We start from the raw sequence: 24,004 nt of genomic DNA, 5'->3' as shown, positions 1-24,004 counted from the left end.
CATATCTGTACTACTGTAGCAGCTCTACAAAAATATCACCCCATATGCACATGGGGTGATATCAGATGGATTTAACACGAACTCACCGAATCATCTTAGCGTCCAGAATCCCGCTTCTCCCTCTTCGCGAGGTTGCTGCGCAGGGTCGCAAGCCCACGCTCCATGCCCACCGGATAGAGCTGCGGATTCAAGAAACGCTTGATGGACGGATCGAGGTGCATCAGTGCCTCATGGCAGTGCTGCTTAGACTGCTCGATCGTGGTCTGTCCCTCCGGGACTTCCTCACCATCCGCAATAATCTGCTGCATCAGCTCGTGGGACTGCAAGCCGGATACATCATACGTGATATCGTGATCGAGGATATCGACAAGGGTGGTCCGGTCGCCAGTGTCCACGGAGTCGTCCAGGATCATGTCACCATAGGGTACGCCTTCTGTATTCGTGAAGCGCAGAATGTGCTGGATGCCCGGGATCGTGCGCTTGTACGTCATCTCAGACAGCTTAATGACCGGCGTCCAGGCAGCATCACCCTTCGCCTTTGTCGCGGAAAGCTTGTAGACGCCGCCGAGTGAGGGCTGCGGATCGCAGGTCGCGAGCTTGGTGCCAACGCCGAAGGAATCGAGCGGAGCACCCTGGGCAAAGAGCGACTGGATCGTGTACTCGTCGAGGTCGTTGGAGGCGGAGATCTTCACATATGGAAGTCCTGCGTTGTCAAACTGCTTGCGGGCATACTTGGAGAGCTTTGCCAAGTCGCCGGAGTCGATGCGGATTGCGGCGAGCTTCTCGCCGCGCGCCTCCATCTCTTTGGCGACGGTGACTGCATTAGCAACACCCTTCTTTACGTCGTAGGTGTCGACAAGCAGTACACAGTTCTTCGGGCTCGACTTTGCGAAGGCGCGGAACGCCTCAAGCTCAGACGGGAATGCCATGACCCACGAATGGGCATGGGTGCCGAAGACCGGGATCCCGTAGATCTTACCGGCCAAAACATTGGAGGTTGAAGCCACGCCGGCAATATAGGAGGCACGCGCTACCGCAAGGCCACCATCCGGGCCCTGTGCGCGACGCAAGCCGAAGTCAGAAATCGTGTGACCCTCTGCTGCCTGTACGACGCGGGCGGTCTTGGTAGCGACCAACGTCTGGAAGTTCACGAGGTTCAAAAGCGCCGTCTCAAGCAGCTGACAGTCGATAATCGGGCCCTCAACCCTCACCATCGGCTCACGCGGAAAGATGATATCGCCTTCAGGCACTGCCCAGATATCGACATCCAGTGAGAAGTCCTCAAGGTAGTCGATAAACTCCTTTTTAAACATCGAACCCCCGCCCGGCGCCTTAATGGAGCGCAGATACGCGATAGAATCCTTGCTGAAACGGAAATTCTTTACCAGATCAGCGATCTGACCCATACCGCAGGCGATCGCATAACCACCGTTAAATGGGTTCTTTCTGAAGAAGACATTGAAGCAGGCCCAGGTATCCTTGAGTCCGGATTCCCAGAATCCCTGTGCCATCGTCAATTCGTAAAGATCGGTGTTGAGTGCTACGTCCTGCGGATCTGTCCTGTCCGTCAGTGCCATGTGAGCTACCTCTTTTCTGGTAGGTGGGTGTGCAAAATCTACACACTTAGACCATAATAACATGTAAAACGTTAAACCTGAAAGGATTTGCTCTATTTATACGTCTTAGCTGAAAATAGTCGAGAGAATAAAGACGACTGCGATAATGATGACCGCGGCAATGACCATTTTCTGACCGGGCGGCATCTTGAGGTCGTCCTCGTCAGGCTCCATCAGCTTACGTCCGCGCTCTTTCTCCTCTGCGATACGCTTGTCGAGCTCCACATTGCGCTCGGCGTCGACTTTCTCTTCACGCAGCCGGTTGAGCTCCGCGCGCTCTTGCTGAGCTTGCTGCTTCTGCTGTGCCTGTGCCTTCTCACGCCTCAGCTCTTCAAGCTCGGCGCGTTCGTCGGGGCTCAGACCCCCTTGATCTTTGTTGTCAGCCATAGATTGCATCCCTAGCCTCTCGTGGTATCGCTGAGTTTATCTTATTTGATCTTCAGTTCCGGCCCGTCGACGCCGGTAGCGTCAAAAGCTGGAATGAAGCTCTCTGACACGGTACCCCCTTGCTGCCACCACATACGGTCAATCCCTAAATCGTCGGCGTGATCGAGTACTTTTTCATACTCTTCCGAACCCAGTGCATGGCTCAGAGCGCCGCCGCGCTTTCTGCAGCGCTCATTGGGGGTGTATTGGTTCATAATGGAATAGTCAACTTTGTTGCCACACACCTGAAAGACGGTATCGAGGACTCTCATAGAGTCATCGATGTGTGTGGGTAACACGAGGTGGCGCACGATGATGCCTCGGAGCATCCGGCCCGAGTCCTCGAGCTTTCTGACGCCTTTGGCCTCGGTTGCCGCATACATGTGCTTCAACGCCTCAAGCGCAACTGCAGGATAGTTACGCGCACCGGAGAGCTTCTGTGCCAGCTCTGGGGAAGCGTATTTGAAATCGGTGAGCCAGATATCGATATCCGGGGCCATCGCATCGACGAGCTCCGGCAGCTCGTAGCCTGAGGTATTGGCAACGATTGGCAGCTTGAGTCCGGCTTCTTTGGCTAACATAAGCGCTTCATGTACCTGCGGAGCAAAGTGGAAGGGCGTCACCAGATTGATATTGAGCGCCCCTTGGTCCTTGAGCTCGAGCATGATCTTGGCCAGGCGTCTGACCGTGATCGGATGGCCTAAGTTCCCGTGGGAAATGTTGTCGTTTTGGCAGAAGACGCAGCGCAGCGGGCAGCCACTGAAAAAGATCGCCCCGGAGCCTTTGGTCCCAGAAAGCGGAGGTTCCTCCCAAAAGTGCAGCGCGGCGCGGGCTACATAGAGCTGACCGGTCTCCCCACAGAAGCCCCGCTGCCCTGAGAGCCGATCTGCCTTGCATCGTCTTGGGCATAGCTCACAGGCTCGATAGAGTTTCTCGCTGATCTTCACGCTCACTTGCCTCATATCCGTCTATATATCAATGCCCGAACGCTCAAATACAAGCATTCGGGCATCAAAGATTCTATGGTGGAGATGAAGGGATTCGAACCCTCGGCCTCTGCCTTGCGAAGGCAGCGCTCTCCCAGCTGAGCTACATCCCCGTTGGAACAACAGCATATATTTTTGCAAGAATGGCGGAAGCTGTCAACTCCTGATATCCATTGCACCATTTATCTAGGGAAACGATGATTAATGCCCCATAACGTGTCAGAGGGGACTGACCACACGACTTTTCGCGGCCGGCATGTGGGAAAGGCAGGGAAGGATGCTCATCCAGCACGTGCAGAAGCCACCGTCCTGCCCCATGCACCGCAAGAAGGCTCCAAGACAGATCAAACGACGCTGAGAGCCGGGAGGTGCAGCCTGCCGGCAGAGATGCACATGGCGAGGTTTGCAAGGGCGAGAAAGACTCGAGCATACAGGAGGTCTTCTCTATCCCCTAGTAGCGCTTCCTTAAGGGGTAGAAGCGCCGCTTCACGATAAGGAAGGGATGCTCTACCTTTGAGCGGCCGCATGCCTTCCTGGACTCTATGCCCTTCTCGGTAAAGAGTGCACAGGCAAGGCCCTCTCTAGTCGAAGGCTTCCTTAGCAACGCTTTAGCGCATAGATGAGAGGTGTGGGTCTTTATGCGTCCTTAAGGGCGCTTCGCTATACCTATATAGCCTAAAGTCTGCGCAGCAAAACCTATCATCTTCCCTTACGAGTGTGTGTGCCACAGGATATGTCAGATACATTCTAAGCGATCGTCTCCACACCATGCACAAGGCTACCTCCGACGTCTACGCCGATATGCGCCTTGTATCCGATACGCCAGGCTCCCCCTTTCTTGGACTGGTGCGCTTTAAGGGTTACGTGCGTGGTCCTTGTTCTTCGTTAAGCTTAAGGCCCAGGTGAAGGTCGCATCCACCATGGAGCCGCCCCGCGCCGTGGTCCCTGCCTTCTCGAGCTTCTGAGTCCAGGTGCAAAGCACAAGCTTTGCCGAACTCCTCTCGCTTTAAGGCTATGACGGAATTTCGCAAGTGTCGTTGCATCTGGCACCTGCGCCTGCATGAGATCTGCGTGCACAGAAGTGCTACCAGGAGTGACAATCCAGGATAGCATCTTTAAGTTCCCTCATCTTAAGAGAGCAAACATAACCTAAAGCAGGATACATCCTAAAGCATCGTCTTTGCAGCGCGCACATGCCTGACAAGAGCCTGTCTGTGGTAGCTGGTATCTACCAGTGCAATCCAGCTATCCCACACAACGATTGTATCCATCTGCTCCAGGTGTGCCTCTCGCCGGGTCTTTCTCCTAAGACCTTAGGATGTAAGGTCTTCAAAGCTCATCTGGCCGCTCATATCTGTCTTTTGGATATGCTGGAATACGTTGCTGTAATTATAACATATCCGCAGGCAGATAGGCATGGATGTGCCAGCGCAGGATGACCTGCACGTTGGTCTTGCCGTACTTCTCCCCCAGCTTTGTGAAAGTGTCCTCGCCTATCAGGTCGCTTGCGCCGTGGCCGAGCGGATACCACGACTCGGTCACCGTGCCGTAGGGCGCGATGCGCTGCCTCAGCTCCGTCTGCTGCCAGTACAGGTAGCACTCCACGTCACGAATGTCTGTGCCACGATCTACCCCTCCTGAAAATCGCCCATCGTGTTCTTAAGCAACTCGCGTTGCCTTTCGTGACTTAAGTATAGACGGGACCGGACCAGCCGGAAATGGTCGGTGTTCCCGCAAGAGTGGGTTAGGCAACCAACCTCCCAGAAGGGTTGCGGAAAACTGCCTTCCCGCCAGCGATGCAGACCGGTATGCGGCTCTTCTCCGCGGGGCCTGCCTGTCCAGGCGAGAAGAGCAGCGCGCCGTGGTTGGAATGCTACCGGTACAGATCGTCGGCGTCCACGAAGAGCCAGCCCGCGCCAAGGCCGTCGCGAAGCCCGGCGTCCACAGGGTTGCGCGAGAAGAGGCAGTACGTGGTGGAATCGTAATCCCCCAGCAGGCCTGCCCGGTGCACGAGGTTCTGCGCGGCGCGCGCCTCGTCGAACTTCCTGCGCCACTTGCACTCCCCCACCAGCAGCTCGCTGCGGCGATCGCTCGACGCCACGACGTCTATGTCGGTCTGCTCCCGCGCGGACGGGTCCGTGCCCCACCACGAGCCAAAGCGGACGGGCCGCAGCGGTAGCGCGCCGTGCTTTGCCTGCCACACGACCCACTTGAGGCAGATGTCCTCGAACCAGTGGCCCACGTAGGTGGGAATGTCGTCGCTCTGGGGCAGCTCGCGAGCCACAAGCTCGCCGGCGTCCATCTCGACGGACGCGACCTCGGGCTGTACGAAGCGATACCAGAACGCGAATGCCGGCTCGCAGATGCGGTAGATACCCCGCCTTGACCTCGAGAGGTCCTCCCCAAACGGCACGCGCTTCTCCACGAGGCGCATCGAGACGAGCGTCCGCAGGTACTTGGCGAGGGATGTGCGCTTCTCGCCTATGCGGTTGGCAATCTCCTGCGGCTTGTTCGCCCCAGCCGCGATGGCGTCCAGGATCGATGAGCTGTAATCTTTTGGTGGACAGTGGGATTCAGGGACTAACAACAGATATGCTCTGTCCAGATACCCACCTACCAACACCAGCAGATTGAAGAGATGAGATGTCGCTAAGCGCAAGCGAGATAGAGAAGGCAAAGTCCCGCACGAAGCCGGAAACACCCAGGCACTACACTGAAGGAGTATTGCCTCGAGGCTATCGACTACTACAGGAAGGCACGTAAGGCCAACCCGAAAAAGAGCATCAGAGGATGCACCGCGAAGCTTAAGGATCAACGACAAGACCCTAAACGACTGGATCATCAAGCACTCAAAGACCAAAAGGGTGACCCAGGAAAGGACCGAGGAGCACAAGCAGCTCGACGCAGTGAACAGGCGCATGCACGAGCTCGAAAGCGAAAATAAGTTCCTAAAAAGAGGCAGCCTTCTTCGCCGGAAGCCTCTGTTGAAGGACAGGTTTTAGCTCATGCTGGAGAAGAGGGCAACCTACAGCGTCTCGATGATGGAGCGCGTACTGGAGGTGAGCAGGGCTCACTTCTACAGATGGCTCAAGGCCAAAGGCGGTGAGGACCTATGGGGTCCTATCAAGGAAGCCATCTGCGCGATATGGGAGGAAAGCGACAGGCGCTTTAGCTTTTGCTAGGTCTGATCCAAGCTCACAGGAGATCCAAAGTTACGCAAAATTTACAGGCACGACCCGCTACCGCGTGCGAAGGTGCATGGCTAAGCTTGGGCATCTGCGGCATCTGATCCAATGCCTCCAAGAGAACGACGCTGCCCGACCCGCATACCCCCGAGCGCCCCGACCTCACCCGGCGCGGCTTTTCGTGTCCTGTTCCGACAGCCAAGCTCGTGGGCGATATAACCTATCGCAGGACCACGGCAGGCTTTATATATCTCGCCGTCGCACACGATCTGTGCACACACATGGTGGTGGGCTGAAGCATACAGGACAACATGAGAGCAGGGCTTGTCGTCTTTGCCCTGAAGATGGCATATTCGCGCGGATACGTGGCCGGAGGGGCCATATTCTAAGCAGCCCAGGCAGCCAGTACATAAGCTCAAAGCTGACCGCCTGCTCAGCCGCACACGACGTGAGGCTCTTCGTGGGAAGAACCGGAAGCTGCCACGACAATACGGTCGCCGAATCGCTTTTCGCCACGCTCAAAAACGAGTGGTACTACCATAAGCGCCTCTTAGATGCATCCACGACCAAGCACAAGGCACACGAGTTTAATCGAGTCATACTACAACCGCTTCCGCCCGCATAAGTCCATAGGAGATCGCGTGCCCGCAGAGGTGATGCAGGAGTTCTTCGAGCGTTTCGAGAGAGGCCTTGCGTACGATCCAAAGGTGATGCAGACCGCATAAAAAATCTGGGATTCCTCTGTCCATTATATTGACAGGGCTCAATGCTGTTTGTGGATGCCGACGCGCGCGGCACCGGCATCGGCATCGGCTCGGCGCTGCTGCGCCACGCGACGGGCGCCTGGGGCGTGCGCGAGCTCACGGTGAACGAGTAGAACCCGCAGGCCGTGAGATTCTACGAGCACGTGGGGTTCGTGACGTTCGGTCGCAGCCGGACCGACGGTGCCGGTGAGCCGTTCCCGCTGCTCCGCATGCGGCTGCAGAGGCCGTCGCAGGCCAACGACGAGCCGAACGCCGAAAGTGCCACCGCCATCGCGGAGGGCAACGCGTTCCTGGCGTCCGGAAAGCCGGGACGCTTTGCGGACGCCCATAGCCTCATCGAGTCGGCAATGGAGCAATGCCCAGGAGGTCCGATGGCTGGCTGAGCACGTACTTCTCGCCCCCGTAGGGATGCTGGGCACCCCAACTCGCCAAGGCAAAGTCGACACCGGCAGCCGTGGCGCATCGCAGGTCGTACTCAGAGTCGCCAACGTACAGGGCCTCGCCGCGCGCGGCGCCGGTGCGGCGCAGGTACTCGAGCAGCGGGTCGGGGTCGGGCTTGTGGCGCCGCGTATCCTCCACCAGGATGATCTGGTCAAACAGGGCGTCCATGCCGAACGGCGATATCTGCTGGGCGTACTCCCCGCGGGCGCGCGAGCTCACTACACCGGCGTGCACGCCACGGCGCCGCAGCTCCCTTATGGTGTCGACCATGCCGGGAAACGGCCTGCTCGAGCCAGACTCCATCGTCTCGAGCTGCTCCCAGCGCCTGCAGACGGCGTCTGAGTGGTCCGCCCCAAGCCGCCGCAGCGCGTCGACCCCCGGTATGCCAAGGGAGAAGCGCAGGTCATCCAGGTCGTAACGCCTGCCCGTGAGCTCGAGCATCAGGCGCTGCAGTGACACGAGGTTCGCACGCTCCGTGTCCACGAGCGTCCCGTCCACGTCGAACACGACGTGCCTGTATCGCCTATCTGCGGTGTCCATCGGGCCCTCCTCCGTTTCCCCGTGGCGACGTCGGTCGCCTGTCCGACCCTATCTTAGGCGTACCCGCCTTTACCCGCACTGGCGCAACGCGCGAGCGCGGGGATGCGTGCCCCTGCGCCCCGACATCGCCCGCCAGAGGAGGCAGTCCCGTCGCAGGATCTCTAGAGTTCCTCCCCATTCGTCTCGATTACGTGCTTGTACCAAAAGAAGCTGTCCTTGCACGAGCGGTGGAGGTTCCCCTCGCCCCTGTTGTTCTTGTTGGCGTACACAAAGCCATAGCGCTTGTCCATCTCGCCCGTTCTCGCGGAGACAAGGTCGATGCAGCCCCAGGGCGTGTAGCCGAGCACGTCCACACCGTCCTCGTCCACAGCAAGCTTCAGCTGTTCGATGTGCTCGCGTAGGTAGTCAATTCGGTACTGTTCGTGAATTTCGCCGTCAGCCTCGACTTTGTCGTAGGCACCCAATCCATTCTCGACCACGAAGAGCGGAAGGCCATAGCGGTCCGTGAGCCAGCTGAGCGAGTAGCGAAGCCCCACGGGATCGACCTCCCAGCCCCGGTCGGAAGCGCTGAGATAGGGATTGCGGACCACGTCCTTCCACTCGCGGAAGTCGTAGTGCGAGTTGTCCTCATCCCACTTGATTGCCTTGCTCATGTGGTAGGACAGGCCGATGTAGTCTACGGTTCCCTCTGTCAGATGCTTCAGGTCGTCATCGGTCACATCCATCTCCCAGCCACGGCGCTGCCACAGAGCGCGGATATTGGACGGATAGGCGCCCAGCGCATGGACATCGGCGTAATAGAAACGCTTCTCCATCGCCTTGTGGGCAAGAAGGATGTCCTGCGGACGGCAGCTGGCAGGATAGATGGGAACCATTGCGATCATGCAGCCGATCTGGAAGCGCGGATTGATGGCGTGGCCTATCGCCACGGCCTTCGCAGAGGCGACGAGCTCGTAGTGGGCAGCCTGGTACATCAGGCGCTCAGAGTCCTCCCCATCCTTCGCCACGATGCCCGAATCGGTGAGCAGCGCAAACTCATCATGGTAGTTTGCCTGGTTGTTGATCTCGTTGAAGGTCGATCCGGTAGGTGACCTTGTCGCGGTAGCGCTCAAAGCATACCGTGGCAAAGCGCACGAAGAGGTCTATGAGCTTGCGACTACGCTACCCCCCATATCTTTCGACAAGGGCAAGCGGCATCCCGAAGTGCGAGAACGTCACGACGGGTTGTATGCCATAAGCCTAGCAGCAGTCAAACAGGTCGTTGTAGAATGTAAGGCCCTCCTCATTGGGAACAGCATCGTCTCCTGCAGGAAAGATTCTCGACCATGCAATCGATGTGTGGAAACACTTGAAGCCCATCTCGGCAAAGAGCTCGATGTCCTCACGGTAGCGATGATAGAGATCTATACCATCGTGGTTGGGATAGCTCTCCCCTTCCAGGACCGTGCCAGTAAAGCGTATGCGCATCCCCTGCCGTCTCTGCATCCATGATGCTCGGGCCCTTGCCACCCTCGCGCTAGGCACCCTCGAGTTGGTGGACGGCGACGGCGCCTTCCTACAGGAAGCCATCCCTCAGCATGGGCTGCCGTCCTCCCCCAGCTTTGCCTCCAGGGCATGGATGCGGCGGTACAGGGCTATGGCTTGCTGGGCCATGACCTTAAACGTCTCAGTGGAAACCATCTGATCCTCAGCATGCACCAGAAGGATCGAGATAGGGGTATGCTCGCCAGCTGCCTCCTTCTGGATCATCTCCGTGTGGGGTGCATGGCCTTTGATGAGAGCCTCGTCTGCATCCTTGATGCACTTCTCCGCAGCGTCGAAGTTGCCGTTACTTGCCTCCTGTACTGCCTGCATGTATAGGGATTTCGCGGCTCCTGCAGCTGTGATGAGCGAGAAGCACGTGAGCTCCATTTCCTCGTCTGTCATATGCGAGATTCCCGTCTTGTTCCGTGTTGCGTGTCGAAGGCGGGGCTGCCAGCACACCAGGCAGCCCCGCGGCGTTCATGCCAGCTGCCTCGCTATTCTGCAGCCTGCTCCTCCTCGCCTGCCTGCTCCTGTGCAAGGCACTGCTTGTCCATGAGCTTCGCGAAGGGAAGGTAAGTGAAGAAGCTCATCACGAGGACTGCAGTTTGAAGCAGCGCTGTCCTCCAGCCGCCTACGAGGAAGCCCGAGATGATGGCAGGTGTTGTCCACGGAACGATGACGCCACTATAGAGCGGGCACAGTCCGGAAGCGAGAGCAGCATACTCGATGAGGCCGGACAGGACCGGAGTCACGATGAAGGGCACTGCCATGAGCGGGTTAAGAACTATGGGCAGACCGAAGAGGACAGGCTCGTTCACGTTGAAGATGCCAGGGACGATAGCAAGCCTTCCGAGGTCCTTCATCTGCTTGGACTTGGCAAAGACGAGCATGAAAACTACAAGTCCGATGGTGATGCCAGAGCCGGTGACGGTCATGAACTGGTCGAGGAACTGCTTTGTCACGATATGGCCGCCATTTGCAATGGTGAGCGCCATGCCGGAATCGATGATGGCCTGGTTCTCTGCAGAGTTTGCAAGAAGCATGGGACCCATGATGCCGTCGCCGATGATAGTGGCGCCATGGATGCCGAAGAGCCAGAAGAACGGAATCATGACGCCCATCGTGATGACGCCGCCCAGCGAATCGGTCATGCCCTGAAGCGGCATGGAGAGATACGTATAGATCATCTGGATAGGAGTGCCGCCGAGCAGACCCACGCACAGGGCATAGATGACGCCGGCACCGGTGATGATGACGAAGCCGGGGATGAGGGAGGTGAAGGCATTGGCAACGCCTTCAGGGACGCCTGCGGGCATCTTGATGGTGATGTCCTTCTTCATGAAGAAGGAATAGATCCAGCCGACGAGTAGGCCGGCAACGATGGCACCGATCATGCCTTTGCCGCCTGTCCAGCCTTTGAGGATCACACCGACCGACTTGGTGGGGTTGACAAGCAGCGCAGAATCGACCGAGCCGGGCTGCAGGACGAAGAAGGTGCAGGCAGAGATGATGCCTGCAGGAAGGCCGGCATATCCCTCATTCTTGACGTAGGTATAGGCAATGCCGACAGCAGCGATGATGCCGATGACGCCGAACGTGGAATCGCTCAGCTGGGAGCAGACCGCTGCAATGCCTGTGGCCTTGAGCCAGTCTGTCACAGATGCGACTGGGAAGTTGCCGATGAGCATAAACAGAGCGCCGACCATGATCATGGGCATCGCGTACATGATGCCGTCTTTGAGTGCCCGCATCGCCTTCGTATTGACGAAGCGCATGATGCCTGGCACTACCTTTTCGTTGAGAAACTCTCCCATTGTCCGATCTCCCCTATTGTTGGACCCAATCCGCACGTTCTTACAGCTATTTCTTCGCGAGCCTGCGTGCGAACTTTAGGACCCCTTCGCCGTTGCAGATACCGTAGTCATGCATGGGCACGACATCCATGGGAACGCCTTCGGCCTGTGCGACCTTCGCAAGCTGAGCCTTCATGTATGCCACCTGGGGTCCGAGGAGCGCGACATCGACGCCCTTGATCCTCTGGTCGAATTCGCTGACCGGATAGGCCACGATATCGACGCCGATTCCCTGCGACACGGCCGCCTCGCGCATTTTGTTCACGAGAAGGCTTGTTGACATTCCCTGGTTACAGAAGAGACGAATACGAAGCACAGCAATCTCCTTTCCTTGTCCGTAGGCCCTGCACCTGCGGCACCTTTCCGTCACTGTCTTAAGATTAGGAAGAGAGAGTCGTGAACTCCATCGCGTCTATTTCCGGCAACTTCCGGAAATAGACGGAAATGCGGCAGGCAGAACCCGCCGCTCGCGGTTTCTGCACTGCCGCTAGGCGGTCGCAACGCTGTAAGTTACCGGATTTGGATGATAGCCAGATTTGATAGCCTCAGGAACCCAGAAGTGTGCGGAACATCTCGTATGTCGGATTCTGGGCAAGGTGCCCTATGGCCTTTGCGTCGAAGGCAAAGCGGGCAAGCGTCTCGTTTAGTACGCGGCGGCGGTCATCCCCTTCGTCAGTACGTCCCATCGATACCAGAATGGCAACTCTGATACTATCATTGTGCCACTCGACAGGACAGGGCAACACTGCCACATAGGCAAAGGTCGCGTCGCTCGCAATGCCATAGGGGTGCGGCAGGGCAACTCCTGTGCCAAGAGATACCTGAATAACCTTCTCGCGGGCAAAGACAAGCTCGGTGAAGTCCTCATCAACACTCTCATGGGCGCAGATACGGCGGCACATCTCCTCGAGAACGCCCTCCCGTGTGGTGGCAAAGACGTCCGTCAGGAAGCGCTCTGGCCCGACGAATGCATCCACGACATCGAGCGTGACATCGCCTCTCAGCATATCCTCCACGCGATGGGCATCGACATCGTCGAGAAACGGCCCTATCTGCAGAACCGGCTTGGGCACGGGGACCATGATGGGAAACGTCGTGAAGACGAAGTCGACCTTGCTGAAGTCATACGTCTCGAGGCCGAACCGATCGCAGAGATAGATCTTGCCGATATGGCTGCCAAGGCATTGCTCGAGGCGGCTCCTGAGCAGCGCTGACGAACTTCTTCCCAGATCAGATACGATGAGGACATCATGCTTCTTAATAAGCCTGCCACGCTCCAGTCCCAGTTGTAGGATGATGGCAATGTAGCCCAGCTCGTCCTCGGGAATGGACTCGCCTCCGAAGTGGCGGCGCAGCACCTCGCCGGCAATGATTGCCATCTGGCACGCTAGCGGATAGTTCCGCTTGATCTCGCCCAGGAGCGGGTTGTGGGCACGTATGCCATACCTCAGCCTTATCGCCATTGGTGCCAGATGCTGATTCAGCTGCATCCTCAGGTCGAAGTTGTCGAGCAGGTTGATGCCGCACTCATCCGTGAGCAGGCGGAGTATCTCCACGGTGAGCCGGTCGCAACGCTCGTTGATAACGAAGTTCGAGCCGTTCCTGCCGCCGAAGCTGGCAATGCGGGAGCCTTCGAGATAAAGCTCGAGATAGCGCCTCTCGTCTGAGAGGACCCGCTCTCCGCAGAGGGCGTCTGTGAGGTCCATCGCATCCAGGAGCCGTCCTGCGACTTCGTGCACACGTCCATCGACTTCCGGAATATCGTCGTTCTCCAGCTTGAGCGTGAAGCCTGCGAGCACCCGGCTCCTGGCAACGACACAGTAGTCCATCAGGCTCTCGAAAGAGAACTCCGTGAGCGGCAGATCGTACTCAGCAAGAAGACCCCTCGCCGTCCGTACCAGGCGTGCCAGAAACGTCCGGACATCATGCCCCAGCTCGGCTGGATAGATCTGCTCACGCACATAGCGTTCGGCAATAAGCCGGCGCATGTTCGTCTCGTCGCCTATCACGCGCATGCCGTGATTGGGCCTGCGGCCGAGCTTCAAGTCATACTGGGCGTATATCTCCTCCGCCGCCCTGAGACACGAGGAAAGCGTGGAACCCGAGATATAGAAGACATTGCAGAGGTCCTGGGCCTTCACGTAGTCCATGAGATAGAGCATGCCCACAATCAGATAGTCCGTGCGTTCACGTGCGCTCTGCGGGGCGCTGTCACCTGCAAGGGCAGACTTTGCCAGATAGGCATCGAAAGCATCTTTGTCGTCCACATGCAGCCGGTAGCCGCAGCGCGGCTGCGACACTATGCGGGCTCCATGCCCTTCAAGCATGCCGTTCAGCTCATGGATATACGTGCGCACCGTCTTCTCCGAGCGGCCTATCTGGACAGCAAGCTGCTGCGCTGTTGACCACTCATCTGTCTTGAGCAGTCCGAGAAGGTGGCGCAAACGAATACTGCTCATGCATCCTCACCCCCATGAATTCCTGCGCCCTCAGTCTAAATGAAATGCACCTGAAATATGAAGAAGTCTCCCGAGCGTCAAGCAGAAGGACGAGCAGGAAGGTACGCGGACTCTGCGGTGGCCCAGGCATGAAACCTTCTCACTGCATTCCACAGGACTTTCCGGCTGGCCCCTGTATGCGCGTACAGGCCGCGCAACCTTTCGCTCCAAGGCAGAGATGCCACGCTGCACCTATAAAAACGGCTTGCCAGTTCAACGCCGCTGCCCCATGACGGAACAGCGGCATCCTCCTGAGGCACCGCTCCGGGGACGTAGCGCCTGAGGTAGCTCACCGCAGAGTCCGCAGTTGCAGCAGCCATTGCAGATGAGATGGCTCCCACAGGACATGCACCTGCTTCTATAGCGTGGCTGATACAGATACTCAGCTGAGATCGAAAGACCCAGAGGATCGGTTAGGTGCCACCTCAGGGGTGCGCCCGTGCGCTCGACACCTGAGCGATACGCCTGCTGGGCCTGCACGGATTTCCTGGGGATGCGGTACTCGCGCTCTCCAACGACAAGGCGAGCGCCTGTCTCGATGAAGGCGAATGTGACGTCGTGCGTGCGGCACTGCGCGGAAAGCCACTGCACCCAGGAGAAGTGGCACGGGCGCGAGTCATCGTAGTTCTCGCCCCCGCACTTGACCCCCTCGATACCACAGCGGCGCACCGTAAGCCCGTCGAGAGTCTTGTATGAACAGCCAGCTGCGCTTGTGTCTCTGGCCTGGTTGCCAGCGTAAAGGTAGCGCTCGATGTCTACCGACCCGATGAACGGTGCACACATGATGCCCTTGTGGGCGGCCGGTGTAGCCAGGAGCAGCGGGATGCGCTTGTCGGCACGACGCGGGTTCTTGCAGGTGACGTTGAGCATCACGTTGTCCCAGCCTTGGTCCCAGTCGGCGAGCAGACACTCCACCATGCACTCAGGCCGCTTGGTCAGCAGGAAGAACTTCACGTCGGCGTGCGCGTGGATGACGTTCCACGCTTCCTCTCGCCATGGGTCGGCCTCCGGGACGAAGAAGTCGGAGCTCATGCACACGCGGATGAGTTCACCGTTGCGCACCTTGTACGCGCCCGAGCGGTCGCGCTGCAGTGGATAGTCGAACGTAGTCTTGTTGCGCCGCACCACGCCGCCATCCAGACCGCGGGCCTTGTCCATGGAGAACATGTAGCATCGCGCGCAGCCCTCGCTAATCTTAGTGTAGCCATGTCAGGGTTCCAGATGTCGTGCATTTTCGTCTTTGTGTTGTGGGGTTGTACGAGGACCAATCTTAGCAATAGGGATACACTAATGCAAACGTATGTTCGCTTTTTTTGAACGCTAGGGAAACGATGATTAATTCGCCTCGATGAGGTAGCTGGAGCCACACGCTGTATGACATCGGCTCAAAATGTCTCGAACCATACAGTTCCCATACCCACATAGATGCCTATCTGTCTTCTGGATATGGTATAGCTACATCCACACATTCCTGCATATCCAAAAGGCAGATATGGACAGCCAGATGAGCTTTGAAGACCTTAAATCCTAAGGTCTGAGGAGAAAGACCCGGCGAGAGGCACACCTGGAGCAGATGGATGTAATCGTTGTGTGGGACAGCTGGATTGTTCTGGTAGATACCAGCTACCACAGACAGGCTCTTGTCAGGCATGTGCGCGCTGTAAAGACGATGCTTTAGGATGTATCCTGCTTTAGGTTATGTTTGCTCTCTTAAGATGAGGGAACTTAAAGATGCTATCCTGGATTGCCACTCCTGGTAGCACTTCTGTGCACGTAGACCTCATGCAGGCGCAGGTGCCAGATGCAACGACACTTGCGAAATTCCGTCATAGCCTTAAAGCGAGAGGAGTTCGGCAAAGCTTGTGCTTTGCACCTGGACTCAGAAGCTCGAGAAGGCAGGGACCACGGCGCGGGGCGGCTCCATGGTGGATGCGACCTTCACCTGGGCCTTAAGCTTAACGAAGAACAAGGACCACGCACGTAACCCTTAAAGCGCACCAGTCCAAGAAAGGGGGAGCCTGGCGTATCGGATACAAGGCGCATATCGGCGTAGACGTCGGAGGTAGCCTTGTGCATGGTGTGGAGACGATCGCTTAGAATGTATCTGACATATCCTGTGGCACATGCACTCGTAAGGGAAGATGACAGGTTTTTCTGCGCAGACTTTAGGCTATATAGGTATAGCGAAGCGCCCTTAAGGACGCATAAAGACCCACACCTCCCATCTATGCGCTAAAGCATTGCTAAGGAAACCTTCGACTAGAGAGGGCCTTGCCTGTGCACTCTTCTCCGATAAGGGCATCGAGTCCAGGAAGGCATGCGGCCGCTCAAAGGTAGAGCATCCCTTCCTCATCGTGAAGCGGCGCTTCGACCCCTTAAGGAAACGCTACAGGGGGATAGAGAAGACCTCCTGTATGCTCAATGTCTGCCTCGCCCTTGCAAACCTTACCCATGTGCATCTCTGCCGGCAGGCTGCACCTCCCGGCTCCCAGCGTCGCTTGATCTGTCTTGGAGCCTTTTTGCCGAATGCGGTGCATGGGGCAGGACAGATGTAAGGATGGCGACTCCTGCACGTGCTGGATGAGCATCCTTCCCTGCCTTTCCCGCATACCGGCTGCGAAAAATCGTGTGGTCGGTCCCCTCTAACACGTTATGGGACATTAATCATCGTTTCCCTAGAATGCCGCCCCCTACGAGACGTTCATGAACCCACCTTCCTAAGGTGGGTGTCCTCGACGCCTGTTCCAGCTTCCTTAACACCGAAGGATACCTGTACTAGGTACGAGATATGGACTCCCTATAAATGCTTGTCGGTTCACCCAGTTTGTGTCGCAGGAGGTCGGCACCTCCAATATAGGAAGTACTGCCCACAAAATACAGTCTTGACTTGCTGTAAAGATGCCGCACAATTGAATGTTAGAGGCTGTTTTTGGACAGGTGGGAGTATGTATGTGTACACTCTACACCGCCTTTCCACCTTATTTTTCTTTTGCCTTACTTTTCGTTATTATTTAATCTGACTGTGTGTGATGAATTGTAGATAAAAACGCTGGAGGATATACGTGCACATTCAACATTGGCTACCGTACTTTATCCTCTTTGCTGCCGCATGTATCACCGCACTTCTGGTTACCCCGCTCGCAAGCAAAATCGCCTGGAAAGTCGATGCGGTTGATCGCCCTGAAGCGCGTCGAATCAACACCAAGCCGATCCCCCGCATGGGTGGTATCGCGATCTTCGTGGCGCTCCTCGTCACCTACATCATGCTTTTCTCGGGCCTGAAGTCTTTTCAGCTCCCCTTAACGCTGATGCCGCCACGGCAATTCTCCGTCGACTATCAGATCTTGGGGCTTGCGGTCGTGGTGATCTTCGTAACGGGCCTCCTCGACGACAAATTTACCTTGAAACCCCACCAGAAGCTGATCGGCCAGATTCTGGCCGGCATCATCGCTGCCGCCTCCGGCCTCGTCCTCGGTTCCATCATCAACCCCTTCACGGGTAAGATCATGAGTTTGGGGCTCTGGACCTATCCGATCACGGTGCTCTATTTGGTCGCCTACACTAACATCATCAACCTCATCGACGGTTTAGACGGTCTCGCCTCCGGCATCGGCATGATCTCGTCCCTCACAATGTTCATCCTCGCCTTTGGCGCGCGGCGCTTCGATGCGGCGGCTTTGGCAATCTCGCTAGCGGGTGCCTGCCTGGGCTTCCTGCGCTACAATTTCCATCCGGCCTCGATTTTCTTAGGTGATTCGGGCTCGATGCTCATCGGCTTTATGCTGGGCACCATCTCGCTTCTGAACGTCACGCGTATCGCGGGCCTCACGACGATCATTATCCCGCTTGTGGTGGCGGGGATCCCGATCATGGACACCTTCTCTGCGATCATCCGCCGCCTCAGAGGCCACGTGAGTATCTCACAAGCGGATCGTGGGCATATCCACCACCGCCTCATCGCGGAAGGCTACGATCAGCGGCAGGCGGTCCTTGTGATGTACGCCTGGACGATCGTCTTGTGCATCGGAGCGTACGTGATGACACAAGTGGAGATGAGACCCCGTATCGTGATCTTTATCGTCCTGATCATCGTCTCTTTCTTCTTCGGGAAACACCTGCGCCTCTTTGAGCCGGTGCTCCTCCACCACCAGGACCCCAAGACCGGCACCGACAAGCTGATCACGCCGGACGACCCCGCTTTCAAGGAGGAAGAGGAAAAGATTGAGCACGAGACCCCGCTGCACCACTAAAATAAGCGATACTAAAACGGTAAATACCGCCCACTACACACGACCGATATACGACAATGCCCACTTCGGCTCCCTGACCGAAACGGGCATTGGTTTCGTACGCTTTAAAGAAAGAGAGCGTTTAGGCTGTCAAAGCTTTCTTCGCGACCTGCGCGAGGCCCTTAAAGCCCTCAGGATCCTCATAGGCGATCTGAGAGAGGGTCTTACGGTCGAGCTCAACGCCGGCGAGCTTTAGGCCGTGGATAAAGGTGGAGTAGCTCATATCGTTCTGACGAGCCGCTGCGTTGATACGCTGGATCCACAGTGCGCGCATATCACGTTTCTTGTTGCGGCGATCACGATACTGGTACTCGAAGGAATGGGAGACCTGCTCCTTCATACCGCGGAAGGTGCGAGAGGAGGTGCCGTAGTATCCTTTGGAAAGTTTCTTGAGTGTCTGGCGCTTTTTGCGACCGGAAACTGCGCGCTTTACACGTGCCATATGCTATCAACTCCTTGAATTCTGCAATCGTAAATCAGTTACTTGCTGCCCATCCGTGAGGAAACAACCTTTACGTCTGCAGGATTGACCTCAGTCTCTTTACGGAAGCCACGGATACGCTTCTGGGACTTCTTGGACAGGATATGGCTCTTGAACGCCTTGGCACGCATAATTTTGCCGGTACCGGTGCGACGGAAGCGCTTCGCCGTACCCTTATGTGTCTTCATCTTTGGCATCTTAATTCTCCTTCTCTGGTTTGCTTGAGCTCTTCTTCTCGTTCTTCGCGGGCTTCTTCTCATCGAACGCACCCTTGATCGGAGAGAGCTGCATATGCATATTGCGGCCTTCCATCTTCGGCGGTTGGTCGACAGTCGCATAGGGTTTCAGATCGGCGGCAAGACGCTCAAGTACATTGAGCCCCTGCTCCGGATGTGCCATCTCACGGCCACGGAACATGATCGTGACTTTGACACGGGCACCCTTTTTCAAGAAACGCAGGACGTGGTTCTTCTTGGTCTCGTAGTCACCGACATCGATTTTGGGGCGGAACTTCATTTCCTTGACCTCAATCTTTGCCTGCTTCTTACGGGCCTGTTTCGCTTTACGTGCCTGATCATACTTGTACTTGCTGTAGTTCATCACACGGCACACAGGTGGCTTCGCATTCGGAGCGATCTCGACCAGATCGAGATGCTGCTCCTGGGCGATACGCAGTGCGTCACGCACGCCAAACAGGCCAAGCTGAGAACCATCGACGCCGATAAGGCGGCAGGTACGAGCATTGATCTCTTCATTCACATGGGGTCCTTCGGACTTAGCTATGACTGGACACCTTCCTCTCTGATATGAAACCTTGCCTGCGTACATAAAAATACCGGACGCACTACTTGTTGCGTCCGACAGACACAGATCCTGGACCTCTTCAGGATCACCCATCCAGATTGTCTAACCAGACAGCAACAGATAAGCGCCGCAAGGTGGGGAACTTGAGAGCTCCCGCTTTGAAACACAATTGTTTATAGTACCAAGACACTCTGTATATTGCAAGCGTCCAGGGATAACAGATATGTCCCGGCACACAGGCTGTCCACTCCATGCTACACCCCAGGATGGGTGACATGAGGCCGCATCCCGGCTGAGGAAACATACTTACGGTGGAGCATGCCGTGAGAGTTGAGTTCCGGCGAACTCCCCACAGGAGTTACCCGCATAAAGGAAGCTTCCTACAAAGAGATAGAAAAATAAATCGGACACGGAGACCCTAGTAATTGCTACACTAACTCAATGAACAGTAATGCACATGTTAAAGGAGTTATGCGGCATGAGAGAATTTACGCACGAGGTGAACGGCGTTGAGGAGACGGCTACCTATGATTCTCAGACAATCAATGAAGTCTTAATCCCACTCCTTAGACGTTGGTCAGAGCTCGCCCGTGGCCTCCACCGCAAGATGGTGATCTTCTTGGCAGGACCCCCATGCGTCGGCAAATCCAACCTCGCACTATCCCTGCAGGAGCTGAGCCACGAAGAGAGCGGGCTGGTCTCCCTCATCGCGATGAGCCTGGATGGCTTCTTCTACTCCAACGACTACCTTAAACATCACGCCCTCATCCGGGGCGTCGAAGAGCTCAGACTTTCCCAAATCAAAGGGGCGCCTGAGACCTACGACCTCAACCGCCTGCGTTCAAAGTTGATCGAGCTCAGAAACAAGCGCCAGGTCCAGATCCCAGTCTACTCTGAGAGAGACCATGAGGTGAACATGTCCGGCAAGGTGCTCAAAGATCACATCGTCCTCGTCGAAGGCAGCTATCTGCTGCTGGATGAGCCGGGTTGGCGTGGGCTCTCCGCCTACTGCAACGACTCAGTGTTCCTGGATGTCACGCCCTCAGAGCTCAAGAGCCGTGTCCTCAAGTATGAATCCCAGCACGGTATCGCCAAATCCCAAGCAGAGATCAACTATACGGACAAGTATGAGCCGAATATCAGAAGGGTGCTTTCAAACCGCCTCAATCCGGCAGTCACGCTTGAGCAATCCGGTATCAATCACCTGATGGTTAGAAAGCCGGCTTAGGCTGAAGAAGCATAACGGGAACAGCTGAATCGCAGCGTATGGCAAAGGGGAAACCGGCATCAGCCGGCTTCCCCTTTTTAGTATCTGAATGGTGCCCGAGGTGAGACTCGAACTCACACGCTGTCGCCAGCAATGGATTTTGAGTCCATCGCGTCTACCAATTCCACCACTCGGGCAATGGTGTCGGAGGCGGGACTTGAACCCGCATGACCGTTTAGTTAATCACTAGCACCTCAAGCTAGCGCGTCTGCCAATTCCGCCACTCCGACGCAGTTTGTGCACACGGTACTGTACCATACTTCGTGCCTGACTGAACGCAGATTATCGAAACAATGTCAGATTACAGAAAACAGTTCGGAGCATCCAGCCTCAGATAGCACAAAATGTACCACCGAATGATTAGCTCTGGCCAGATACCGCACGTTTAATCAGTCGGCTGATCCTTCAGATAGGGATTGTGCTGCAGCTCGTATTCCATCGTCGTCTCGGGACCGTGACCGCAAAAGATCGTGGTGTCCGGAGGGACCACCTGTTTGAGCTTCTGAAGCGATTTCGCCAGATCCTGCGCATTCCCATTGGGCAGGTCAGTCCTGCCGCAGGAGCCCTTGAAGAGAGTATCCCCTACAAAGGCAAAGCCGGGCCCCACGTAGACCACGCCGCCGGGTGTGTGCCCCGGCGTGGCGATTACCTTAAAGGCGATCCCGTCGAACTGTACGGTATCCCCGTCTTCTACAAGCCGGTCCGGCTCAGGAATCGGATCCCCGTAGGCTTGGCCGGAGCTGTCCGCCTTGCCGGCATGCTCCTTTGCCCAGGGATAGTCCGCTTTGCTCATCACAAATTGTGCCCCGGTAGCGGCTTTGAGTGCGGCTACCCCTGACACATGGTCGTTGTGCCCGTGCGTAGCAGCAATCAGCGTCACGTTGGTATTCAGCAGCTGATCGGCGATATCCTTACCCCGATCACCTGGGTCGATCACCATGCACTGACCACCGGAGATCAGCGCATAGCAGTTTGTCTGAAACGGACTGACTATAAAGCGTCTCAATTCAGCCATCTATCTAAACCCTCCGTTTCATCTGAGAGGAACCTTCGCCCGGCAGAATTCTGCGGGCATCGTAAACTGAAGGCACGCGACTGACATTCGCTAACAGTGGCATCAGCAGGCTGGCGTCCGAGATCGTAATCAGGAAGCGCAGCCGTGCGGCGCCCTCAGTGGTAGTTTGCGTCGCGGCCGAGAGGATGTTGGCACCGGAGGATCCGATTGCCTCAGTGACATCCTTCAGAAGGCCCATGCGGTCCCCGCCTTCGACCACGATCTCCACCTGAAACTCTGTGGCGCCTGAGGTGTCCCACTTCACGTCGATCATACGCTCCGGATGCTTCATCAGGTTCTTCACGTTGGGGCAGTTGGCACGGTGGACTGAGACCCCGCGTCCGCGCGTCACAAAGCCGACGATCTTGTCACCAGCAACCGGGTTGCAGCAGTGCGCTAAATGGACCATCAGGTTCGGGCCGCCCTCTACGACGACGCCAGTGTTATTACGCCGCTTGCGCTGTTCCCGGGTAGGCTTTGCCCGCATGAGCGGCTTGTCTTCGGCGATCGCTCGCTGCATCTCCTCCTGACGCTCCTCGTGGGCCGCCATCTGCGCGGCGTGCTCGGTGGTCTTGTCTCCGAGCTCGTCCTTGATGCGGTTCACGACGATCTTTGCGGTGATCTTACCTGAGCCGATAGAGGCCAGCAGATCATCCGTTGAGTGCACGTCGAAGGTCGGTAGGATCTTTTCGGCGGCTTTCGCGACCCGCTGACTGTTGATCCCCAAGTCGCGCTTTCTCAGCTCGCGGGCCAATTCTGTGCGGCCGGACTCCATATCGTCAGCTTTAGTGACCGACGAGAAGTACTTTCTGATCTTGGCCCTAGCCGACGGGGTCACCACAATGTTGACCCAATCACGGGAGGGCTTTGCGTTGTTGTTCGTGAGGATCTCAACACGGTCCCCCATCTTCAGGTGATACGTCAAGGGGACGACGTTGCCGTTCACCTTGGCGCCCACGCAGTGGTTGCCCACCTCGGTGTGGATCGCATAGGCAAAGTCGAGTGGGGTGGAGTCCCTACGCAAGCTCATAACCTCACTCTTGGGGGTAAAGACAAAGATCTCGTCCTCGAAGAGGTCCACGCGCAGGTTGTTCAGGAACTCGTGTGCGTCGTCGATATCCCCCTCAGTTGTCCACTCCAGGTTCTTCCGGATGTAGTTGATCGTGGAGTTGATGGACTTGTCGTCGGCGGACATCTGCCCGTTGGAGTTACCTGAGCGCTTGTAGAGCCAGTGGGCGGCGATGCCGTACTCAGCCTGTTCGTGCATTTTCTTCGTACGGATCTGAATTTCGATAGGGCGTGCATTTGGGCCAATCACTGTCGTATGCAAAGATCGGTACATGTTGGGCTTCGGAGTAGCGATGTAGTCCTTAAAGCGTCCTGGCAGTGGGTGCCAGAGCGAGTGTACCGCGCCTAAGACCGAATAGCACTCCCCAACTGTATTCACGATCACACGCAGCGCGATCAGATCGTAGATATCGGAGAACTCGAGGTCCTTGCGCTGCATCTTCTGGTAGATACTCCAGAGGTGCTTGGGACGTCCGGTGATGATGAAATCCTGGATTCCGGCGCGTTTGAGCTCGTCGTTTAGGATCTTGATCGCCTCATCGGTATTCTGCTCACGCTGGGCACGGGAGTCCTGCACCATGCGGGCGACCCGCTGGTACTCTTCGGGCTCCAGGTAGTAGAAGGCCAAATCCTCAAGCTCCCACTTGATGGAGCTGATACCGAGACGGTCCGCCAGAGGCGCGTAAACATCCATCGTCTCGTGAGCCTTCACAAGGCGGCGGTCCGGCGGCAGCGCCGCGAGCGTCCTCATATTGTGCAGGCGGTCGGCGAGTTTGATGATGATGACACGGATGTCCTTGGACATCGCAAGAAACATCTTACGCAGATTCAGGGCCTGCTTTTCATCGCGGGAGTCAGCATTGATGTTGGTCAATTTCGTGACGCCGTCGACAAGCTCAGCCACGCTGGGGCCGAATCTGTTTGAGATATCCTCCAGCGTGGCAGGCGTATCCTCCACGGTGTCGTGCAGGAGCGCCGCGCAGATAGAGTCCTCATCCATGTGGAGTTTGTCCGCTAAGATCAACGCCACCTCAACCGGGTGGTTGATGTAGGGTTCACCGGAGCGTCTGCGCTGATCTTTGTGGTAGGCACGGGCGAAGCGGTAGGCCTGGTGGATCTTGACAACAGCCTCTTTGCTCAGGTACCTTGAACACGTTACTTCCAGAAGGCGCCAGTTGTCAGCGTCCGGTATCGTCTCTTGAGCCATC

Annotated in this window: 26 protein-coding genes and 3 tRNA genes; 6 read left to right on the top strand and 23 right to left on the bottom strand. The window is 56.7% G+C overall.

Annotated features, from left to right (window positions below; all coding sequences use genetic code 11):
• Positions 1 to 95: 95 nt before the first annotated feature.
• The 8 genes from J4859_RS08210 to J4859_RS08180 all read right to left on the bottom strand — a co-directional run bounded on the left by J4859_RS08210 (position 96) and on the right by J4859_RS08180 (position 5,687).
• Positions 96 to 1,577 (bottom strand): nicotinate phosphoribosyltransferase, encoded by a 1,482-nt coding sequence (locus tag J4859_RS08210; RefSeq protein ID WP_212328845.1) that lies wholly within the window; start codon positions 1,575 to 1,577, stop codon positions 96 to 98.
• Positions 1,578 to 1,682: 105 nt separating this feature from the next.
• Positions 1,683 to 2,003, bottom strand: coding sequence for a hypothetical protein (locus J4859_RS08205; protein ID WP_212328843.1), 321 nt, complete (start codon positions 2,001 to 2,003; stop codon positions 1,683 to 1,685).
• 41 nt (positions 2,004 to 2,044) lie between these two features.
• Positions 2,045 to 2,989, bottom strand: coding sequence for a radical SAM protein (locus J4859_RS08200; RefSeq protein ID WP_249113564.1), 945 nt, complete (start codon positions 2,987 to 2,989; stop codon positions 2,045 to 2,047).
• A gap of 76 nt (positions 2,990 to 3,065) precedes the next feature.
• Positions 3,066 to 3,141 (bottom strand) — tRNA-Ala (locus tag J4859_RS08195).
• Between the two features lie 338 nt (positions 3,142 to 3,479).
• Positions 3,480 to 3,632, bottom strand: a complete 153-nt coding sequence (locus tag J4859_RS08190) for a hypothetical protein (protein WP_212328839.1) — start codon at positions 3,630 to 3,632, stop codon at positions 3,480 to 3,482.
• Between the two features lie 249 nt (positions 3,633 to 3,881).
• The gene (locus J4859_RS16920) at positions 3,882 to 4,010 is read right to left on the bottom strand and encodes a hypothetical protein (protein ID WP_256436692.1); all 129 of its coding nucleotides are present in this window, start codon (positions 4,008 to 4,010) and stop codon (positions 3,882 to 3,884) included.
• 407 nt (positions 4,011 to 4,417) lie between these two features.
• The gene (locus J4859_RS08185; protein WP_212328837.1) at positions 4,418 to 4,633 is read right to left on the bottom strand and encodes a hypothetical protein; all 216 of its coding nucleotides are present in this window, start codon (positions 4,631 to 4,633) and stop codon (positions 4,418 to 4,420) included.
• Between the two features lie 268 nt (positions 4,634 to 4,901).
• Complete coding sequence (locus tag J4859_RS08180) at positions 4,902 to 5,687, bottom strand: ATP-binding protein (RefSeq protein ID WP_212328835.1); 786 nt, start codon at positions 5,685 to 5,687, stop codon at positions 4,902 to 4,904.
• Between the two features lie 346 nt (positions 5,688 to 6,033).
• On the opposite strand from J4859_RS08180, the gene J4859_RS08175 reads away from it, so the two are divergent.
• Together J4859_RS08175 and J4859_RS08170 are read left to right on the top strand one after the other, a co-directional pair.
• The gene (locus J4859_RS08175) at positions 6,034 to 6,210 is read left to right on the top strand and encodes a hypothetical protein (protein ID WP_212328833.1); all 177 of its coding nucleotides are present in this window, start codon (positions 6,034 to 6,036) and stop codon (positions 6,208 to 6,210) included.
• A 451-nt stretch (positions 6,211 to 6,661) separates the two neighbouring features.
• Positions 6,662 to 6,838 (top strand): hypothetical protein, encoded by a 177-nt coding sequence (locus J4859_RS08170; RefSeq protein ID WP_212328831.1) that lies wholly within the window; start codon positions 6,662 to 6,664, stop codon positions 6,836 to 6,838.
• A 472-nt stretch (positions 6,839 to 7,310) separates the two neighbouring features.
• Here the strand turns inward: J4859_RS08170 and J4859_RS08165 are convergent, their stop codons facing one another.
• The 8 genes from J4859_RS08165 to J4859_RS08135 form a co-directional block, all read right to left on the bottom strand.
• Positions 7,311 to 7,958, bottom strand: coding sequence for an HAD family hydrolase (locus J4859_RS08165; protein WP_212328829.1), 648 nt, complete (start codon positions 7,956 to 7,958; stop codon positions 7,311 to 7,313).
• A 161-nt stretch (positions 7,959 to 8,119) separates the two neighbouring features.
• Entirely contained in the window at positions 8,120 to 9,070 is a 951-nt protein-coding gene (locus J4859_RS08160) for a family 1 glycosylhydrolase (RefSeq protein WP_305852652.1), read from the bottom strand.
• A gap of 127 nt (positions 9,071 to 9,197) precedes the next feature.
• A complete protein-coding gene (locus tag J4859_RS17285; protein WP_305852651.1) occupies positions 9,198 to 9,443 on the bottom strand; it encodes a family 1 glycosylhydrolase in 246 nt (81 codons plus the stop codon).
• An 87-nt stretch (positions 9,444 to 9,530) separates the two neighbouring features.
• On the bottom strand, positions 9,531 to 9,884 hold the full coding sequence (locus tag J4859_RS08155; protein WP_212328827.1) for a PTS lactose/cellobiose transporter subunit IIA: 354 nt from the start codon (positions 9,882 to 9,884) through the stop codon (positions 9,531 to 9,533).
• A gap of 92 nt (positions 9,885 to 9,976) precedes the next feature.
• Positions 9,977 to 11,296, bottom strand: a complete 1,320-nt coding sequence (locus tag J4859_RS08150) for a PTS sugar transporter subunit IIC (protein ID WP_212328822.1) — start codon at positions 11,294 to 11,296, stop codon at positions 9,977 to 9,979.
• Positions 11,297 to 11,342: 46 nt separating this feature from the next.
• Entirely contained in the window at positions 11,343 to 11,651 is a 309-nt protein-coding gene (locus tag J4859_RS08145) for a PTS sugar transporter subunit IIB (RefSeq protein WP_256436693.1), read from the bottom strand.
• Between the two features lie 229 nt (positions 11,652 to 11,880).
• Positions 11,881 to 13,794: a BglG family transcription antiterminator gene (locus tag J4859_RS08140; RefSeq protein ID WP_212328820.1), complete on the bottom strand. Its 1,914-nt coding sequence runs from the start codon at positions 13,792 to 13,794 to the stop codon at positions 11,881 to 11,883.
• A gap of 252 nt (positions 13,795 to 14,046) precedes the next feature.
• Positions 14,047 to 15,027: a DUF5131 family protein gene (locus J4859_RS08135; protein ID WP_256436868.1), complete on the bottom strand. Its 981-nt coding sequence runs from the start codon at positions 15,025 to 15,027 to the stop codon at positions 14,047 to 14,049.
• 668 nt (positions 15,028 to 15,695) lie between these two features.
• Between J4859_RS08135 and J4859_RS16915 the strand changes: the two genes are divergently transcribed.
• The 3 genes from J4859_RS16915 to J4859_RS08125 all read left to right on the top strand — a co-directional run bounded on the left by J4859_RS16915 (position 15,696) and on the right by J4859_RS08125 (position 18,083).
• Positions 15,696 to 15,824, top strand: coding sequence for a hypothetical protein (locus J4859_RS16915; protein ID WP_256436692.1), 129 nt, complete (start codon positions 15,696 to 15,698; stop codon positions 15,822 to 15,824).
• 249 nt (positions 15,825 to 16,073) lie between these two features.
• Positions 16,074 to 16,388, top strand: a complete 315-nt coding sequence (locus tag J4859_RS08130) for a hypothetical protein (RefSeq protein ID WP_212328816.1) — start codon at positions 16,074 to 16,076, stop codon at positions 16,386 to 16,388.
• 507 nt (positions 16,389 to 16,895) lie between these two features.
• Positions 16,896 to 18,083 (top strand): glycosyltransferase family 4 protein, encoded by a 1,188-nt coding sequence (locus tag J4859_RS08125; protein WP_371812009.1) that lies wholly within the window; start codon positions 16,896 to 16,898, stop codon positions 18,081 to 18,083.
• A 121-nt stretch (positions 18,084 to 18,204) separates the two neighbouring features.
• Here the strand turns inward: J4859_RS08125 and rplT are convergent, their stop codons facing one another.
• Genes rplT through infC form a run of 3 tightly spaced genes read right to left on the bottom strand, consistent with a single transcriptional unit; the run spans position 18,205 to position 19,431 of the window.
• On the bottom strand, positions 18,205 to 18,564 hold the full coding sequence (rplT, locus tag J4859_RS08120) for a 50S ribosomal protein L20 (protein WP_212328814.1): 360 nt from the start codon (positions 18,562 to 18,564) through the stop codon (positions 18,205 to 18,207).
• Between the two features lie 38 nt (positions 18,565 to 18,602).
• The gene (rpmI, locus tag J4859_RS08115) at positions 18,603 to 18,800 is read right to left on the bottom strand and encodes a 50S ribosomal protein L35 (RefSeq protein ID WP_212328806.1); all 198 of its coding nucleotides are present in this window, start codon (positions 18,798 to 18,800) and stop codon (positions 18,603 to 18,605) included.
• A gap of 1 nt (position 18,801) precedes the next feature.
• Positions 18,802 to 19,431, bottom strand: a complete 630-nt coding sequence (infC, locus tag J4859_RS08110) for a translation initiation factor IF-3 (RefSeq protein ID WP_212328804.1) — start codon at positions 19,429 to 19,431, stop codon at positions 18,802 to 18,804.
• 454 nt (positions 19,432 to 19,885) lie between these two features.
• Here infC and J4859_RS08105 point away from each other — a divergent pair, with 454 nt between their 5' ends.
• Positions 19,886 to 20,635 (top strand): hypothetical protein, encoded by a 750-nt coding sequence (locus tag J4859_RS08105; protein ID WP_212328802.1) that lies wholly within the window; start codon positions 19,886 to 19,888, stop codon positions 20,633 to 20,635.
• An 89-nt stretch (positions 20,636 to 20,724) separates the two neighbouring features.
• Here the strand turns inward: J4859_RS08105 and J4859_RS08100 are convergent.
• The 4 genes from J4859_RS08100 to J4859_RS08085 all read right to left on the bottom strand — a co-directional run bounded on the left by J4859_RS08100 (position 20,725) and on the right by J4859_RS08085 (position 24,003).
• Positions 20,725 to 20,811 (bottom strand) — tRNA-Leu (locus tag J4859_RS08100).
• 2 nt (positions 20,812 to 20,813) lie between these two features.
• Positions 20,814 to 20,904, bottom strand: a tRNA-Leu gene (locus J4859_RS08095).
• Between the two features lie 155 nt (positions 20,905 to 21,059).
• The gene (locus tag J4859_RS08090; RefSeq protein WP_212328800.1) at positions 21,060 to 21,689 is read right to left on the bottom strand and encodes an MBL fold metallo-hydrolase; all 630 of its coding nucleotides are present in this window, start codon (positions 21,687 to 21,689) and stop codon (positions 21,060 to 21,062) included.
• A 4-nt stretch (positions 21,690 to 21,693) separates the two neighbouring features.
• Positions 21,694 to 24,003 carry a bifunctional (p)ppGpp synthetase/guanosine-3',5'-bis(diphosphate) 3'-pyrophosphohydrolase gene (locus J4859_RS08085; RefSeq protein WP_212328798.1) on the bottom strand — a complete coding sequence of 770 codons (2,310 nt, stop codon included), beginning with the start codon at positions 24,001 to 24,003 and terminating at the stop codon, positions 21,694 to 21,696.
• Position 24,004: the final 1 nt, after the last annotated feature.

The organism is Atopobium sp. oral taxon 416, assembly GCF_018128285.1.
In the GTDB taxonomy this organism is placed as follows: domain Bacteria; phylum Actinomycetota; class Coriobacteriia; order Coriobacteriales; family Atopobiaceae; genus Olsenella_L.
The sequence above is the reverse complement of the archived record's forward strand: the minus strand, read 5'-3'. Positions and strand labels throughout refer to the sequence as shown.